Below are 13,802 nucleotides of genomic sequence, written 5' to 3'. Positions count from 1 at the left end.
TCAGGAGCGACGGCGCTCCATCGGGACGTGCGGGATGCCGTCCTCGACGAACCGCTCCCCCGCCGGCACGAAACCGTGCCGGGCGTAGAACACCTGCTGGACCTCTTGGGCGTCGAGCACGCAGGGGCGGTCGCCGACCTCGGCGAGCGCCGAGTCCATCAGCCGGTGCCCCAGCCCGCGCCCGCGCGCCTCGGCCCGGGTGCACACCCGGCCGATCCGCATGACCCCGCCGGGCTCGGCCAGCAGCCGCAGGGTCGCGACCACCGTCGCGCCCTCGGCCAGCCAGTGGTGCCGGGTCCGTGGTTCGAGGTCACGCCCGTCGAGCTCCTGGTAGGGGCACTCCTGCTCGACGACGAAGATCGCGGTGCGCAGCGCGAGGAGCGCGTACAGCGTGGCCGGGTCGAGGTCGGCGGCCCAGGCGCGGTGCAGGGTGGGGGCCGCCGCCGCGGCCGGTGTGGGGACGGTCATCTCCAGAGGGGTACCAGAACGCCGCCGACCCGCGGAAGCGGTTAGCCTCGCGACGTGGCCCACCATGATCTGGTCGTCATCGGCACCGGTTCCGGAAACACCTTCCTCGACGAACGCTTCGCCGGTCTCGACGTCGCGCTCGTCGAGCACGGGGTGTTCGGCGGGACCTGCCTGAACGTCGGCTGCATCCCGACGAAGATGTACGTCTACGCCGCGGACGTCGCCGAGACCATCCGGCACGCGCACACCTACGGCGTCGACGGCACCGTCGACAAGATCCGCTGGACCGACATCCGGGACCGGGTGTTCGGGCGGATCGACCCGATCTCCGAGGGCGGACGCTCCTACCGGGTGGACCGCAGCCCCAACGTCACCGTGTACTTCGGGCACGCCCGCTTCACCGGCGAGCGCGAGCTGGGCATCGAGCGCACCGACGGCTCCGGCACCGTCACGGTCAGCGGCGACCGGATCGTCATCGCCGCCGGGTCGCGGCCGAGCATCCCGCCGCTGGTCGCCGAGGCCGGTGTGCCGTTCGAGACCTCCGACACCGTGATGCGTGTCGACGACGTGCCGCGCCGGCTCGCCATCCTGGGCGGCGGTTACATCGCGTCGGAGTTCGCGCACGTGTTCTCCGCGCTCGGCGCCGAGGTCACCGTGATCGCCCGCGGGCCGAAGCTGCTGCGCCACCTCGACCACACGCTGTCCGACCGGTTCACCGAGATCGCCACCGCCCGCTGGGACTGCCGGCTGGGACGCCAGGTCACCGCGCTGTCCGGCGACGGCAGCGGTGGCCCCGGCGAGGTCGAGATCACCCTCGACGACGGCTCCACCGTCGTCGCCGACACGCTGCTCGTCGCCACCGGCCGGGTGCCCAACGGCGACCGGATGGATCTGGACCGCGGTGGCGTGACCGTGCACGCCGACGGCCGGGTCGCCGTCGACGAGTACCAGCGCAGCGTCTCCGCCCCGGGGGTGTGGGCGCTGGGCGACGTGAGCTCCCCGCACCAGCTCAAGCACGTGGCCAACCACGAGGCCAAGATCGTCGGTCACAACCTGGCGCACCCGGACGACCTGCGCACCACCAACCACGACCTCGTCCCGGCCGCGGTGTTCACCGAGCCGCAGATCGCCTCGGTCGGCCTGACCGAGGCCGAGGCCCGCGACGCCGGGTTCGACATCGCGGTCAAGGTGCAGAACGTCGGCGACGTCGCCTACGGCTGGGCCATGGAGGACCGCACCGGCATCTGCAAGCTGATCGCGGAGAAGGGCACCGGCAGGCTGCTGGGCGCCCACCTGCTCGGGCCGCAGGCATCGACGCTGGTCCAGCAGCTGATCCAGGCGATGGCCTTCGGCCAGACCGTCACCGAGATCGCGACCGGCCAGTACTGGATCCACCCGGCGCTGCCCGAGGTCATCGAGAACGCCCTTCTGGGGCTGGAGATCTGACGGCTCAGGTCACCAGGACGACGTCGACGTCGAGCACCCGGTAGGTGCCGAGCGCACGACGATCACGGGTCACGAGGGGAACCCCGGCGTACGCGGCGCAGCCACCGACCAGGGCGTCGTAGACCGACCCGCCGGAGACCCCCGTGCCCGCCAGCCGGTCGAGCAGCTCCGCGGACGCGGCGGGCGACAGGAAGACCGTGTGCGGGAAGTTGTGCCGGATCAGCGTCGCGACCGCGGCGACGGTGCGGCGGCTCGGCGCCGGGAGCCGGGTGAGCACCGAGAACGTCTCGAACGCCGCGTGACCGGACAGGCCGATCCGTCGTCCCTCGACGACGGATCGGCATGCTGCCCGTGCCTCGTGGTCGGCGGTACTGAGCGCCACCGCGACACTGGTGTCGACGAGCAGCTGCGGGTCAGCGCTGGTCGGCGTCACGGAGCTGCTGCACGTCGTCGTCGGTGAGAGGAGTTCCCGACGACGGGACCAGGAGCCAGCCGTCCTCCTCCGCCAGGGTGTCCTGCGCGACCGGACGGACCCTCAGGTCCGCACCGTCGGCCTCGACATCCACCTCGCCCGGGACCAGGCCGAGGCGGTCCCGCAGCTGCTTCGGGATCACCAGACGCCCGGCATTGTCGATGGAGGCCTTCATACCATCAGGCTACCAACGAGATGCCACCCGCGGGGCCGGGTCAGGACGCCGCCCGCTGCGCCGGGTCCGCCGGCTCGCCCGGTGATTCCGGACGCGGCCGAGCCTGCGGGTCGTAGGGCGTCGCCGGGCGGGTCTCCCCGCGCAGCTCCTCCAGCAGCCCGGTCACCGCGTCCATGATCTTCGCGGTGGCCGCGTCGAGGGTGGTCTTCGTCAGCGGCTTCCCGACGAACTCCGAGAGGTCCACCGGCGGGCCGAGCGCGACCGTGACGCGCTTGCGCGGGAACGGCGCCGGCTTCCCGTCGGCGGGCAGGAAGTCCTGGGTGCCCCAGTTCGCCATCGGGATCACCGGGACGCCGGAGCGCAGCGCGATCCGGGCGACGCCGTTCTTCGGCTTCATCGGCCAGTGCTCGGGGTCACGGGTGTAGGTGCCCTCCGGGTAGATCGCGACGATCTCCCCGCGCTCCAGGGCGTCGATCGAGCCGGTGAACGACTCCGACGCCCGCTTCGACGACCGGTACACCGGAATGTGCCCGCCGTGGCCGAGCACCCACTTGACCACCGGCACCGACCACAGCTCGCCCTTGGCCAGGAACCGCGGGATCCGGCCGTGCGCGGTGCCGAAGGCGATGTCGAAGATCGGGTCGGAGAACGAGACGTGGTTGCCGACCAGCAGGGCGCCGCCGGTGCGCGGCAGGTGCTCCGCACCGCGCCAGCCCAGCCGGGTCCCGAAGACGACGAACGGCCAGATCACCGCGATCGCGAGGCCGAACCAGAAACCCGACCCGCGACGCCGGCGTCGCACCGTCGCCACGACCTTCTGCCACACCGTCAGCTCCGGTGGCACGCCCATCGTCGTCGTCCTCTCCCCGCCCGTCCGCGGCGCCCGGCTCCCGGGCGCACGCACATCTTCGCGCCTCCCGCGGCCGGGTGCGTCCGTGGTCCTACCCACCCACGCCGTGACCACCGGAGGTGATGTGCACCTCACTCGTTCGAGCGGCCCGCGCGCCGAGATGTCTCGACGAGCAAGGTACCGGGGCCCGATCTAGGGTCGACGGGTACGCACCGGCCGCGGGCCGTGTCCGGGCCGACCCGATGTGAGGACGGTCCCACCGACCGGCCACCACCGGGCCGCCGGACGAACACGCGCCGAGACCGTCCCGGTGCCCCGTGCACCCCGTCCCCTGCGAGGCGCCCCGTGCCCGATCCGAGTCCGTGGCTGGAGAACGCCGGCGACCGCCACCCCGACCCCGCCGGTGTGGTGCTCGTCGCCCACGGTGGGAAGTCGCACTCCACCGCCCCCGCCCGGCGCGGGCTGGCGCTGCTGCGCATGCTGCCGTTCGCGCACTCCCTGGAGCGCGGCGGGCGCGGCCACCGGACCGAGCTGGGCTCGGGCGTCGCGGTGCACCTGCTGCGCTACCGGGTGCGGGGCTGGAACGGCCCGGCCATGGACGCCTACCGCGACGCCGAGTGGGCCGTCCACGAGCTCGCCCGCCGCTACCCGGGGCGTCCGATCGTGCTCGTCGGGCACTCGATGGGTGGCCGTGCGGTGCTGCGGGCGGCGGGCGCGCCCGGTGTCGTCGCGGTGTGCGGGCTCGCCCCCTGGCTGGAGGGATCCGACCCGGTCGAGCAGCTCGCCGGGCGCGCGGTGCTGATCGCGCACGGGGACCGGGACCGGATGACCGACCCCGCCGCGTCCTACGCCTACGCCCTGCACGCCCGGTCGGTGACCGACCGGGTCGCCCGCTTCGACGTCCTCGGCGACGGCCACCCCATGCTCCGCCGCGCCGGTGACTGGACCTCCCTGGTGCGACGTTTCGCACTCGGCGAGCTCGGGGCCGAACCCCGGGACCCGGTCATCTCGAACGCCATGGCGGAACCCGCCCCGGCCGGGCTGCGGGTCGCGCTCGAAGGAGTCCACAGGTGAGTGCAGTGCAGGCGCGTCCGACCGTTGCCGTGGTGGGCAGCGGGGTGTCCGGTCTGACGGCCGCCCACCTGCTGTCCCGCAGCCACGACGTGACGCTGTACGAGGCCGACGACCGCCCCGGCGGGCACGCCCACACCCACGAGCTGGCCTCGTCGGACGGGGGGACGACCCACGTGGACTCGGGTTTCATCGTCCACAACGACCGCACCTACCCGAACCTGCTGCGGCTGTTCGGCGAGCTGGGCGTGGCCACCCAGGACTCCGACATGTCCATGTCGGTGCGCTGCGACGGCTGCGGGCTGGAGTACGCCGGTGCCCGCAAGCTGGGTGGCCTGTTCCCCCAGGCGTCGAACCTGGCCCGGCCGGCCTACCTGCGGATGCTCGGTGAGGTCGTCCGGTTCCACCGCCACGCCCGCCGGGTCCTGGCCGAGTCCTCCGCCGGCGACGTGACGCTCGGGGCGTTCCTCGCGATCGGTGGCTACTCCCGCTACTTCGTCCAGCACTTCATGATCCCGGTGGTGTCCTGCGTGTGGTCGGCGGGCGCGGCGCTGTCGCTGGACTACCCGGCGCGCTACCTGTTCACCTTCCTCGACCACCACGGCATGCTCGGGATCGGCGGCTCGCCGCAGTGGCGGACGGTCACCGGCGGGTCCCGCTCCTACGTCGAGCGCGTCGTCAAGCAGCTCCCGGCCGTGCGCACCGCGACACCGGTCCGCTCGGTCGTGCGCTCGGCCGCGGGCGTCGAGGTCCGCGACGACTCCGACACCGTCGCCGCGGTCGACCACGTCGTGCTCGCCACCCACCCCGACCAGGCGCTGGCGGTCCTGGGCGACGACGCCACCGCCGACGAGCGGGCCGTGCTGGGGGCGTTCACCTACTCCCGCAACGAGACCTGGCTGCACCACGACACCTCGCTGCTGCCGCGCCGCGGCGGCGCCCGGGCGTCGTGGAACTACCTCAAGCCGGCCTGCGCCGACTCCGCCCAGGCTCCGGTGCTGGTCAGCTACGACATGAACCGGCTGATGCGCCTCACCGACCCCGACGACTGGGTGGTCACGCTGAACGGCGCCGGGCGGATCGCGCCGGACGCCGTCGTCGCACGGATGACCTACGAGCACCCCGTGTACACGCCGGGCTCGGTGGCCGCGCAGCGCCGCCTACCGGAGCTGAACACCCCGGTCACCGCCTTCGCCGGCGCCTACCACGGCTGGGGCTTCCACGAGGACGGCTGTGCCTCGGGGGTACGCGCCGCCCGCGCGCTCGGGGTGAGCTGGTGAGCACCCCGGCGCTGTACGACGCCGAGGTGCGGCACGCCCGCCGGCGCGACCTGGAGTCGTCGTTCTCGCACCCGATCTACTACTGGCTCGTCGACCTCGACGCGCTGCCGCGGCTGCCGTTCTGGCTGCGCCCGTTCGCCCGCTTCGAGTCCCGCGACCACCTCGGCGACCCCGGTCGCGGGATCCGGGAGAACGTCGACACCTACCTGGCCGCGCACGGCATCGACCTGGCCGGGGGCCGGGTCCTGATGCTCGCCCACGCCCGGGTGCTCGGCTACGTGTTCAATCCGATCTCGGTGTTCTGGTGCCACCGCGCCGACGGCACGCTCGCCTGCGTGATCGCGGAGGTGCACAACACCTACGGCGAACGGCACTGCTACCTGCTGCACCCCGACCCGTCGGGGCGGGCGAGCGTGGACAAGGAGTTCTACGTCTCGCCGTTCCTCACCGTCGACGGCCACTACGCGATGCGCCTGCCCGAACCCGGCGACCGGCTCGGCATCGCGATCACGCTGCACCAGGACGGCGCGCCCGCGTTCGTCGCCACCCTGGCCGGGACCCGCAGGCCCGCGACCACCCGGCAGGTGGCGCGCACGGTGCTGCGGCGCCCGCTGGTCACCCAGCGGACCGCGGCGCTGATCCGGCGGCACGGCATCGCGCTGTGGACCCGGCTCCCGGTCGTGCCGAAACCGGCCCGTCCACCACAGAACCGCGCGGGCCTGCCCGACGAACACCCCGTACAGGATCTGCCTCAGGAAGGGCTCTCGCGATGACGATGCAGCACGACGGGATCGCCGTGCCGGTGACCGGCGGGGCGCGCGGCGTCCGGCCCCGCACCCACGCCGTCCCCCGCCCCAACGAGGGAGTGTGGCCCGGGCTGGCGACGCCGCCCGTGGCCCCGGTCAAGGCCAGGATCGCGGAGTCGCTGTTCCGCAACGCCGTCCGGTCGCTGCCGGTCCGGGTGGTGTTCCCCGGTGGGGAGCGCATCGGGTCGGGCGGCCCGGACTCCCCGGTGATGCGGATCGAGCGGCCGTCGGCGCTCTTCCACCGGCTCGGCGCCGACTCGAAGATCGGGTTCGGCGAGTCCTACATGGTGGGTGACTGGACGACCAGCGACCTGCCCGGTCTGCTGACCCCGTTCGCGTCCCGGCTGTCGACGCTGATCCCACCGGCGCTCCAGCGGCTGGGCCGCCGGTTCGCCGAGGCCCGCCGGCCCACCGCCGAGGTCAACTCGGTGGAGGGGTCGCGGGAGAACATCCACCGCCACTACGACCTGTCCAACGAGCTGTTCTCGCTGTTCCTCGACGACACCATGTCCTACTCCGCGGGCTGGTTCGCCGACGGCTCCGACGACCTCGTCCTGGCCCAGGAACGCAAGATCGACGGCATCCTGGACATGGCGGGCGTCGGGGCCGGGATGCACGTGCTGGAGATCGGAACGGGCTGGGGCGGGCTCGCGACGCGGGCCGCGCAGCGCGGCGCCCGGGTCACCACACTGACGATCTCGCAGGAGCAGAAGACCCTCGCCGAGGCGCGGCTCGCCGAGGCGGGCGTGGCCGACCGGGTGCAGGTGCTGCTGCGCGACTACCGCGAGGCCCAGGGCTCCTACGACGCCGTCGTGTCGGTCGAGATGATCGAGGCCGTCGGCGTCGAGTACTGGCCGACGTACTTCGCCGCGCTGGACCGGCTGCTCAAGCCGGGCGGGCGGGTCGGCCTGCAGTCGATCACCATGCCGCACGACCGGATGATGGTCGCCCGCGACGACTACACCTGGATCCACAAGTACGTCTTCCCGGGCGGGATCATCCCGTCGGTCGAGGCGATCGAGCAGAACCTCGCCGACCACACCGGCGGCCTGCACGTCGCCGAGCGGCGCAGCCTCGGCTTCGACTACGCCCGCACCCTGGGCCACTGGCGCACGCGCTTCCTCGAGCGGTGGGACGAGGTCGAGGCGCTCGGCTTCGACGAGACGTTCCGCCGGATGTGGGAGTTCTACCTCGGCTACTGCGAGGCGGGCTTCCGCGTCGGCTACCTCGACGTCTTCCAGTTCTCGCTGCAGCGCCGCCCGTCCTTCTGAATCGAGCTGAATCGAGGCCCCATGACCACCACCCCCGCGGAGCGCCTCGCCTCGCTCCTGGAGGACGTCCTGCGCGCCCCGCTCCCGGTGCGGCTGCGTGCCTGGGACGGCAGCGAGGCCGGGCGGACCGGCACGCCCGACGACCCGACCCCGCCGACGGTGATCGTCCACCGGCGCCGGGCCCTGCGCCGGCTGCTGTGGGCGCCGGGCGAGCTCGGCCTGGCCAGGGCGTTCGTCTCCGGCGACCTGTCCTTCGACGGCGACATCGCCGACGGCCTGTCCCGGTTCTGGGCGCTCGCCCGGCCGGGCACCGGTGCCGTGCGGCTCGACCTGCGTCAGAAGCTGGGGGCACTGGGCACCGCGGCCCGGCTCGGCGCCGTCGGCCCGCCGCCGCGGCCGCCGTCGTCGGAGGCCCGTCTGGGCGGGCGGCGGCACAGCCGCCGCCGCGACCGCGACGCGATCAGCCACCACTACGACCTGTCGAACGAGTTCTACGCCTTCCTGCTCGACCCGCAGATGGCGTACTCGTGCGGCTACTGGACCCGCGACGAGGGACCCGACTACACCCTCGTCGACGCCCAGCGCGACAAGCTGGACCTGATCTGCCGCAAGCTCGGCCTGGCGCCGGGGATGCGGCTGCTCGACGTCGGCTGCGGCTGGGCGTCGCTGCTCGTGCACGCCGCGGAGCACTACGGCGTGCACGCCACCGGGGTGACCCTGTCGGCGCAGCAGCGCGACTACGGCGTCGAGCGCGTCCGCCGGGCTGGACTGTCCGAGCGGGTGGAGATCAGGCTGCAGGACTACCGCGAGATCTCCGACCAGCCCTTCGACGCGGTCGCCTCGATCGAGATGGGCGAGCACGTCGGCCAGGAGAACTACGGCGTCTACGCCGCGCAGCTGCACCGCATGCTGCGCCCGCACGGACGCCTGCTGCTGCAGCAGATGTCGCGCGGCTCGGTCGGGGCGAACACCGCACCCGGCGGCGGCGCGTTCATGGAGGCCTACGTCGCGCCGGACATGTACATGCGCCCGCTCGGCGAGACCCTCGGGTTCCTGGAGCAGGCCGGGCACGAGGTGGTGGACGTGCACTCGCTGCGCGAGCACTACGTGTGGACGGTCCGGCCGTGGCTGGAGACGCTGCAGGCCCACCGCGAGATCGCGATCCGGATGATCGGTGCGGAGCAGTGGCGGATCTGGCTGCTGTACCTGGCCGGCGCGGCGCTGGCGTTCGAGGAGAACCGGATGGGTGTGCACCAGATCCTGACCGTGCGCCCCGGCGCCGACGGCACCTCCGGTCTGCCGCGCAGCCGCACCGGGATCCTGGGGCTCGACCCGGCCGTCGGGCACGCCCCGGCGGGCGCGCCGTCGCCGGCCGCGACAGCATGATCTCGTGAACCCGTTCCCCTGGGCCGCGTGGGCCGTCAACCTCGGCGTCACCGCCGTCGCCGTGGCCGTGCTCATGGCCCTCGCCTACGCGATCGGGGTACGGCGCGGCAGGCACGACGGCGTCGACGTCGTCTGGGGCCTCGGGTTCGTGTGGGTCGCGCTGGTCACCGCGGTGACCGCGACGGCCCTCGACCCGACGGGCGACGGCTGGCGGCGCGCCCTGGTCGTCGTGCTCGTCGCGGTGTGGGGCGGGCGGCTGGCCCGGCACATCGCGCGGCGCAACCACGGGAAGCCGGAGGACCGGCGGTACGTGGAGCTGCGCGAGCGCGGTGCGATCGGCCGTCGCGTCTACCTCACCCAGGGTGCGGTGATGTGGGTCGTGTCGCTGCCCGTGCAGCTCGCCCAGTACGGCAGCGCGGCGACGGGATGGCTGGTCGCCGTCACCGTGCTCGGTGTGCTCGTCTGGGCGGTCGGGTTCGCCTTCGAGTCCGTCGGCGACGCCCAGCTGGCCCGGTTCACCGCCGATCCCGCGAACCGCGGCGAGGTGATGGACCGCGGGCTGTGGCGGTACACCCGCCACCCCAACTACTTCGGCGACGCCTGCGTCTGGTGGGGTCTGGGCATCCTCGCGCTGCACCACCCGGCAGGTCTGATCGGCCTGGTCGGGGTCGCCGTGATCACCGCGAACCTGGTGAAGGGCACCGGCGCGGCGCTGCTGGAACGCGACATCGCCGGCCGGCGCCCCGGCTACGCCGACTACGTCCGCCGCACCAGCGGGTTCCTCCCGCTGCCCCCACGTTCCTGACCCACCCCGCACCCCCGACCCGAGGAGACACCATGGCCGTCGGCGACACCGCCACCGACTTCGAGCTGCCCGACGAGGCCGGCACACCGCGCAGGCTGTCCGACCTGCTGGCCGCCGGGCCCGTCGTCCTGTTCTTCTACCCGGCCGCGATGACCGGTGGCTGTACCGCCGAGGCCTGCCACTTCCGCGACCTCGCGGCCGAGTTTGCCGAGGTCGGCGCGCAGCCGGTCGGGATCTCCTCGGACCGGCCGGACAAGCAGAACATGTTCGCGGCCGCGAACGGCTTCGGCTTCCCGCTCCTGTCCGACGCCGACCACACCGTCGCGAAGTCCTTCGGCGCCTACCGGGCCTGGCTCCCGGGGAACTTCCACACCCGCCGCAAGACGTTCGTGATCGGGCCGGACCGCCGGATCCTCGCCGAGATCGGCTCCGAGACCGACATGAACAAGCACGCCGACGAGGCGCTGGCCCTGCTGCGCGAGCGCACCGCGGCCTGACCCGGGCGCCCCGGCCGCGCAGGCCGGGGCGACGGGCTCAGGGCAGGGTCAGGATCTCCGCGCCGTCGTCGGTCACGACGATGGTGTGCTCGAACTGCGCGACCCACGACTTGTCCTTGGTGACGACGGTCCAGTCGTCGTCCCAGGTGTCGTAGTCGATCCCGCCAAGGGTGATCATCGGCTCGATGGTGAAGGTCATCCCGGGCTCGAGGACGGTGTGCACGTCGGGCTGGTCGTAGTGCAGCACGACCAGCCCGGAGTGGAACTCGTGGGCGATGCCGTGGCCGGTGAAGTCGCGGACGACGCCGTAGCCGAAGCGCCTGGCGTAGGACTCGATGACCCGGCCGACGACGTTCAGCTCGCGCCCGGGACGGACGGCCTTGATGGCGCGCATCGTGGCCTCGCGGGTGCGCTCGACGAGCAGCCGTGCCTCCTCCGACACGTCACCGGCGAGGAAGGTCGCGTTGGTGTCGCCGTGCACCCCGCCGACGAACGCCGTGACGTCGACGTTGACCACGTCGCCGTCGTTGATCACGGTCGTGTCCGGGATGCCGTGGCAGATGACCTCGTTGAGGCTGGTGCAGCAGGACTTGGGGAAGCCGCGGTAGCCCAGCGTCGAGGGGTACGCGTCGTGGTCGACAAGGAACTCGTGGACCACGCGGTCGATCTCGTCGGTGGTGATGCCCGGGCGGACGGTCTCACCGGCGAGCTGCAGCGCCCGGGCCGCGATCTTCCCGGCGTGCCGCATCAGCTCGATCGTCTCGGGCGTCTGGACGTCGCCGCGACGGCTGCGCGCCGGGGCCGGCTTGCCGACGTACTCCGGACGCGGGATGTGCGCCGGCACCTCGCGACTCGGGGTCGGTGTACCGGGGACGAGCAGCGTGCGGGTCGACATGACCCCATCGTACGTCCGGCTCGGTCAGCGGGTCGGGGTGCGCGGGGCCCCCAGCCGCGCGACGGCCGCGGAGATCCCCCGCCAGCCCAGCAGCAGCACCGCGAGCGAGATCGTCGCGACGACGGCGAACGACAGCGGCAGCCGCCCCAGGAACCCCAGGCGGAGCAGGAGCCCGACGACCACGGCCCCGACGAGCACGACCGTCCCGGCACGCAGCGACGCCGGCGCCGACCGCACCCACGGCGTCGCCCAGGCCGCCGCGGCACCCAGCGCGAACGGCAGCGCGGTGCCGAGCAGGCCGAGCACGCTGTCGGCCTCGGCGTGGCTCATCCTCCCGACGGCGGCGAACACCACGACGGCGACGAGGTCGGCCACGAACGCCAGGGCGGGGATCCGGCTGGGGTGCACGACGACCAGGGTAGGACGCCCCACGCGGCGCCGGCCCGCCGCCGCCCGGCCGGTCCCTCCCGGGTCGCTCAGCGCGGGAGGCCCGACAGGAACCGCGCCGTCATCTGCACCGCGGGCCCCGAGGACCCGCCGTCGACGATGAGGGTGGCGAAGGCCAGGTCACCGCGGTAGCCGGTGAACCAGCCGTGCGACCGGTTGCTGCCGTCGGGGCCCGCGTACTCGGCGGTGCCGGTCTTGCCGAAGACCTCGCCCTGCCCGGCGGCGGCCCGCGCCGTCCCGGAGGTGACGACGGCGCGCATCATCGGCCGCAGCTGGTCGAGCACCGCGCGGTCCGGGGTGCCCGGCGCGACGGCGGCCTCGGTCGTCGTGCCGCGGATCAGCGACGGGGTGACGGGCGCACCGTGCGCGACCGTCGCCGACACCATCGCCATGCCGAACGGGGAGGCGAGCACGTCGCCCTGGCCGAAGCCGTCGCTGGCCCGCTGCAGGTCGTCGGTGGCGGGCGAGACGGTGCCGGTGATCGTCGTCATCCCGGGGATCTTCCAGTCCGCGCCGAAGCCGAGCGCCTTCCCCGCGGTCGGCAGCCCGTCGGCGGGCAGCCCGAGCGCCAGCCGGGAGAACGTGGTGTTGCAGGACTGGGCGAACGCCTCGGTCAGCGGCACGGTGCCGAGGACGAAGGAGTTCTCGTTGGGGATGGTGCGCCCGTCGATCACGGTGGTGCCCGGGCACTCGACCGGGGACTGCGGGGTGAGGTTCTCCGCCGGCATCGCCCCGTACGCGGTGACGATCTTGAACGTGGAGCCGGGCGGGTAGCGGCCGGTCAGGGCCAGTGCGCCGTCACGGTCGGCGGCGGCGTTCTGCGCGACGGCGAGCACCGCCCCGGTGGACGGCCGGATCGCGACGATCATCGCCTGCCGGGAGTCGGCGTCGACGGCGTCCTGCGCCGCGTTCTGCACGGTGCGGTCCAGCTCCAGGGTGACCGGCCTCCCGGGCCCGGCGGGCTGCCCGGCGACCGAGCGGACGGTCTCGCCGCGCGGGCCGACGACGTCGACCGACCAGCCGGGGGTGCCGCCCGCGGCCTTCTCGATGTCCGCGCGGGCGCCCTGCATCAGCTGGCCCGCGAAGCCCTGGTCGGGCGGCAGCAGCCGGGTCGAGGACACGAAACGGACGCCGGGCAGGTCGTAGATGCGGTCCCGGACCCGCTGGTAGTCGGGCTCCCGCAGCACGACGACGGTGTAGGCCTGCCCGTCCGGCACGGCGTTCGCGCCCGCCCTGATGCTCGACGCGGTGATGGCGGGGTCGATCGACCCCAGCGCGGAGCCGAGACCGCTCGCGGCCTGCTCGACCTGCGCCTTGTCCAGGGTGACGGTGACGACCGGGGTGGGCGCGAGCAGGGTGGCCCCACCGGCGTCGAGCACGGGCGCGGGCGCCGCGGTGACGGTGCGGGTCACCGGCCGCTGGCCGTCGGTGAGGCCCGGCGCGAACGCGGCGGGCGACCAGTCGACCGCCCATCCGGTGTCGTTGCCGGGGGTGTCGTCGGCGGCGACGAGCGGCAGGTCGAGCGTGTAGTTCCAGGCCCGGCCCTGCCCCAGGTCCCAGGCGACCTCGACGGTCGACGTGGCGCGGTCGCCGTCGGTGCGGGTGCCGGTGATCCGCGCGGTCATCCCGGTCGGCGCGAGGTCGTCGCGGGCCTTCTGCAGGTAGGCGCCCGCCGTCTCCGCGTCCGTGGTGTAGACGGCGGCACCCGGCGCGTCACCGGCGGCCCACGCGGTCACGTACCGCTCGGCGGTCGTCCCGGCGCCACCCCAGGGGCGCAGCAGCGCCACCACGACACCCACCGCGACGAGCACGACGATCGCGGCGGCCAGGACCAGGGGGCGCTTCCGCAGGGTGGCGATCACGATCACCGAGTATGCCGCCCCCGGTGTGAGGCCCGGGTGTCCGGGCGCCGGCCCGTTCGCGGAGGCGAGCT

The 13,802-nt window shown here is 73.6% G+C and carries 15 protein-coding genes; 8 read left to right on the top strand and 7 right to left on the bottom strand.

Features of this window, described 5'->3' with window-relative positions:
• Window positions 1-468, bottom strand: a complete 468-nt coding sequence (locus tag Ae331Ps2_RS18195; protein ID WP_075307563.1) for a GNAT family N-acetyltransferase — start codon at window positions 466-468, stop codon at window positions 1-3.
• A 54-nt stretch (window positions 469-522) separates the two neighbouring features.
• On the opposite strand from Ae331Ps2_RS18195, the gene Ae331Ps2_RS18190 reads away from it, so the two are divergent.
• Complete coding sequence (locus Ae331Ps2_RS18190) at window positions 523-1,914, top strand: mycothione reductase (RefSeq protein WP_075307565.1); 1,392 nt, start codon at window positions 523-525, stop codon at window positions 1,912-1,914.
• Window positions 1,915-1,918: 4 nt separating this feature from the next.
• Here the strand turns inward: Ae331Ps2_RS18190 and Ae331Ps2_RS18185 are convergent, their stop codons facing one another.
• Genes Ae331Ps2_RS18185 through Ae331Ps2_RS18175 form a run of 3 tightly spaced genes read right to left on the bottom strand, consistent with a single transcriptional unit; the run spans window position 1,919 to window position 3,411 of the window.
• Window positions 1,919-2,347, bottom strand: a complete 429-nt coding sequence (locus tag Ae331Ps2_RS18185; RefSeq protein WP_020622012.1) for a type II toxin-antitoxin system VapC family toxin — start codon at window positions 2,345-2,347, stop codon at window positions 1,919-1,921.
• The gene (locus Ae331Ps2_RS18180; protein WP_020622013.1) at window positions 2,328-2,561 is read right to left on the bottom strand and encodes an AbrB/MazE/SpoVT family DNA-binding domain-containing protein; all 234 of its coding nucleotides are present in this window, start codon (window positions 2,559-2,561) and stop codon (window positions 2,328-2,330) included. Before Ae331Ps2_RS18180 ends, Ae331Ps2_RS18185 begins: the two co-directional genes overlap by 20 nt.
• 40 nt (window positions 2,562-2,601) lie before the next feature.
• Window positions 2,602-3,411, bottom strand: a complete 810-nt coding sequence (locus Ae331Ps2_RS18175; RefSeq protein ID WP_170917089.1) for a 1-acyl-sn-glycerol-3-phosphate acyltransferase — start codon at window positions 3,409-3,411, stop codon at window positions 2,602-2,604.
• Between the two features lie 345 nt (window positions 3,412-3,756).
• On the opposite strand from Ae331Ps2_RS18175, the gene Ae331Ps2_RS18170 reads away from it, so the two are divergent.
• From Ae331Ps2_RS18170 to Ae331Ps2_RS18140, 7 genes are read left to right on the top strand one after another with little or no spacing between them, the layout of a single operon-like run.
• Complete coding sequence (locus Ae331Ps2_RS18170) at window positions 3,757-4,485, top strand: alpha/beta hydrolase (protein ID WP_020622016.1); 729 nt, start codon at window positions 3,757-3,759, stop codon at window positions 4,483-4,485.
• A gap of 5 nt (window positions 4,486-4,490) precedes the next feature.
• Complete coding sequence (locus tag Ae331Ps2_RS18165) at window positions 4,491-5,762, top strand: NAD(P)/FAD-dependent oxidoreductase (protein ID WP_075307567.1); 1,272 nt, start codon at window positions 4,491-4,493, stop codon at window positions 5,760-5,762.
• Window positions 5,759-6,535 (top strand): DUF1365 domain-containing protein, encoded by a 777-nt coding sequence (locus Ae331Ps2_RS18160; protein ID WP_075307569.1) that lies wholly within the window; start codon window positions 5,759-5,761, stop codon window positions 6,533-6,535. The genes Ae331Ps2_RS18165 and Ae331Ps2_RS18160 overlap by 4 nt, the downstream gene beginning before the upstream one ends.
• Entirely contained in the window at window positions 6,532-7,839 is a 1,308-nt protein-coding gene (locus Ae331Ps2_RS18155) for a cyclopropane-fatty-acyl-phospholipid synthase family protein (RefSeq protein ID WP_083695711.1), read from the top strand. Before Ae331Ps2_RS18160 ends, Ae331Ps2_RS18155 begins: the two co-directional genes overlap by 4 nt.
• Before the next feature lie 21 nt (window positions 7,840-7,860).
• Entirely contained in the window at window positions 7,861-9,225 is a 1,365-nt protein-coding gene (locus Ae331Ps2_RS18150; RefSeq protein WP_020622020.1) for a cyclopropane-fatty-acyl-phospholipid synthase family protein, read from the top strand.
• A gap of 4 nt (window positions 9,226-9,229) precedes the next feature.
• On the top strand, window positions 9,230-10,030 hold the full coding sequence (locus tag Ae331Ps2_RS18145) for a DUF1295 domain-containing protein (RefSeq protein WP_075307571.1): 801 nt from the start codon (window positions 9,230-9,232) through the stop codon (window positions 10,028-10,030).
• 32 nt (window positions 10,031-10,062) lie between these two features.
• Window positions 10,063-10,527 carry a peroxiredoxin gene (locus Ae331Ps2_RS18140; protein ID WP_075307573.1) on the top strand — a complete coding sequence of 155 codons (465 nt, stop codon included), beginning with the start codon at window positions 10,063-10,065 and terminating at the stop codon, window positions 10,525-10,527.
• Between the two features lie 37 nt (window positions 10,528-10,564).
• Here the strand turns inward: Ae331Ps2_RS18140 and map are convergent, their stop codons facing one another.
• The 3 genes from map to Ae331Ps2_RS18125 all read right to left on the bottom strand — a co-directional run bounded on the left by map (window position 10,565) and on the right by Ae331Ps2_RS18125 (window position 13,731).
• Entirely contained in the window at window positions 10,565-11,422 is an 858-nt protein-coding gene (gene map, locus Ae331Ps2_RS18135) for a type I methionyl aminopeptidase (RefSeq protein WP_075307575.1), read from the bottom strand.
• 24 nt (window positions 11,423-11,446) lie between these two features.
• Complete coding sequence (locus Ae331Ps2_RS18130) at window positions 11,447-11,830, bottom strand: DUF3054 domain-containing protein (RefSeq protein WP_233147468.1); 384 nt, start codon at window positions 11,828-11,830, stop codon at window positions 11,447-11,449.
• A 68-nt stretch (window positions 11,831-11,898) separates the two neighbouring features.
• Entirely contained in the window at window positions 11,899-13,731 is a 1,833-nt protein-coding gene (locus Ae331Ps2_RS18125; RefSeq protein ID WP_158071463.1) for a penicillin-binding transpeptidase domain-containing protein, read from the bottom strand.
• Window positions 13,732-13,802 lie beyond the last annotated feature (71 nt).

The organism is Pseudonocardia sp. Ae331_Ps2, assembly GCF_001932405.1.
Classification (GTDB): Bacteria; Actinomycetota; Actinomycetes; order Mycobacteriales; family Pseudonocardiaceae; genus Pseudonocardia.
The sequence above is the reverse complement of the archived record's forward strand: the minus strand, read 5'-3'. Positions and strand labels throughout refer to the sequence as shown.

Coding starts and splice junctions, on each gene's coding strand:
- Ae331Ps2_RS18195 (WP_075307563.1), bottom strand. CDS start 468: ATGACCGTCCCCACACCGGCCGCGGCGGCGGCCCCCACCCTGCACCGC.
- Ae331Ps2_RS18180 (WP_020622013.1), bottom strand. CDS start 2,561: ATGAAGGCCTCCATCGACAATGCCGGGCGTCTGGTGATCCCGAAGCAG.
- Ae331Ps2_RS18140 (WP_075307573.1), top strand. CDS start 10,063: ATGGCCGTCGGCGACACCGCCACCGACTTCGAGCTGCCCGACGAGGCC.
- Ae331Ps2_RS18175 (WP_170917089.1), bottom strand. CDS start 3,411: ATGGGCGTGCCACCGGAGCTGACGGTGTGGCAGAAGGTCGTGGCGACG.
- Ae331Ps2_RS18155 (WP_083695711.1), top strand. CDS start 6,532: ATGACGATGCAGCACGACGGGATCGCCGTGCCGGTGACCGGCGGGGCG.
- map (WP_075307575.1), bottom strand. CDS start 11,422: ATGTCGACCCGCACGCTGCTCGTCCCCGGTACACCGACCCCGAGTCGC.
- Ae331Ps2_RS18150 (WP_020622020.1), top strand. CDS start 7,861: ATGACCACCACCCCCGCGGAGCGCCTCGCCTCGCTCCTGGAGGACGTC.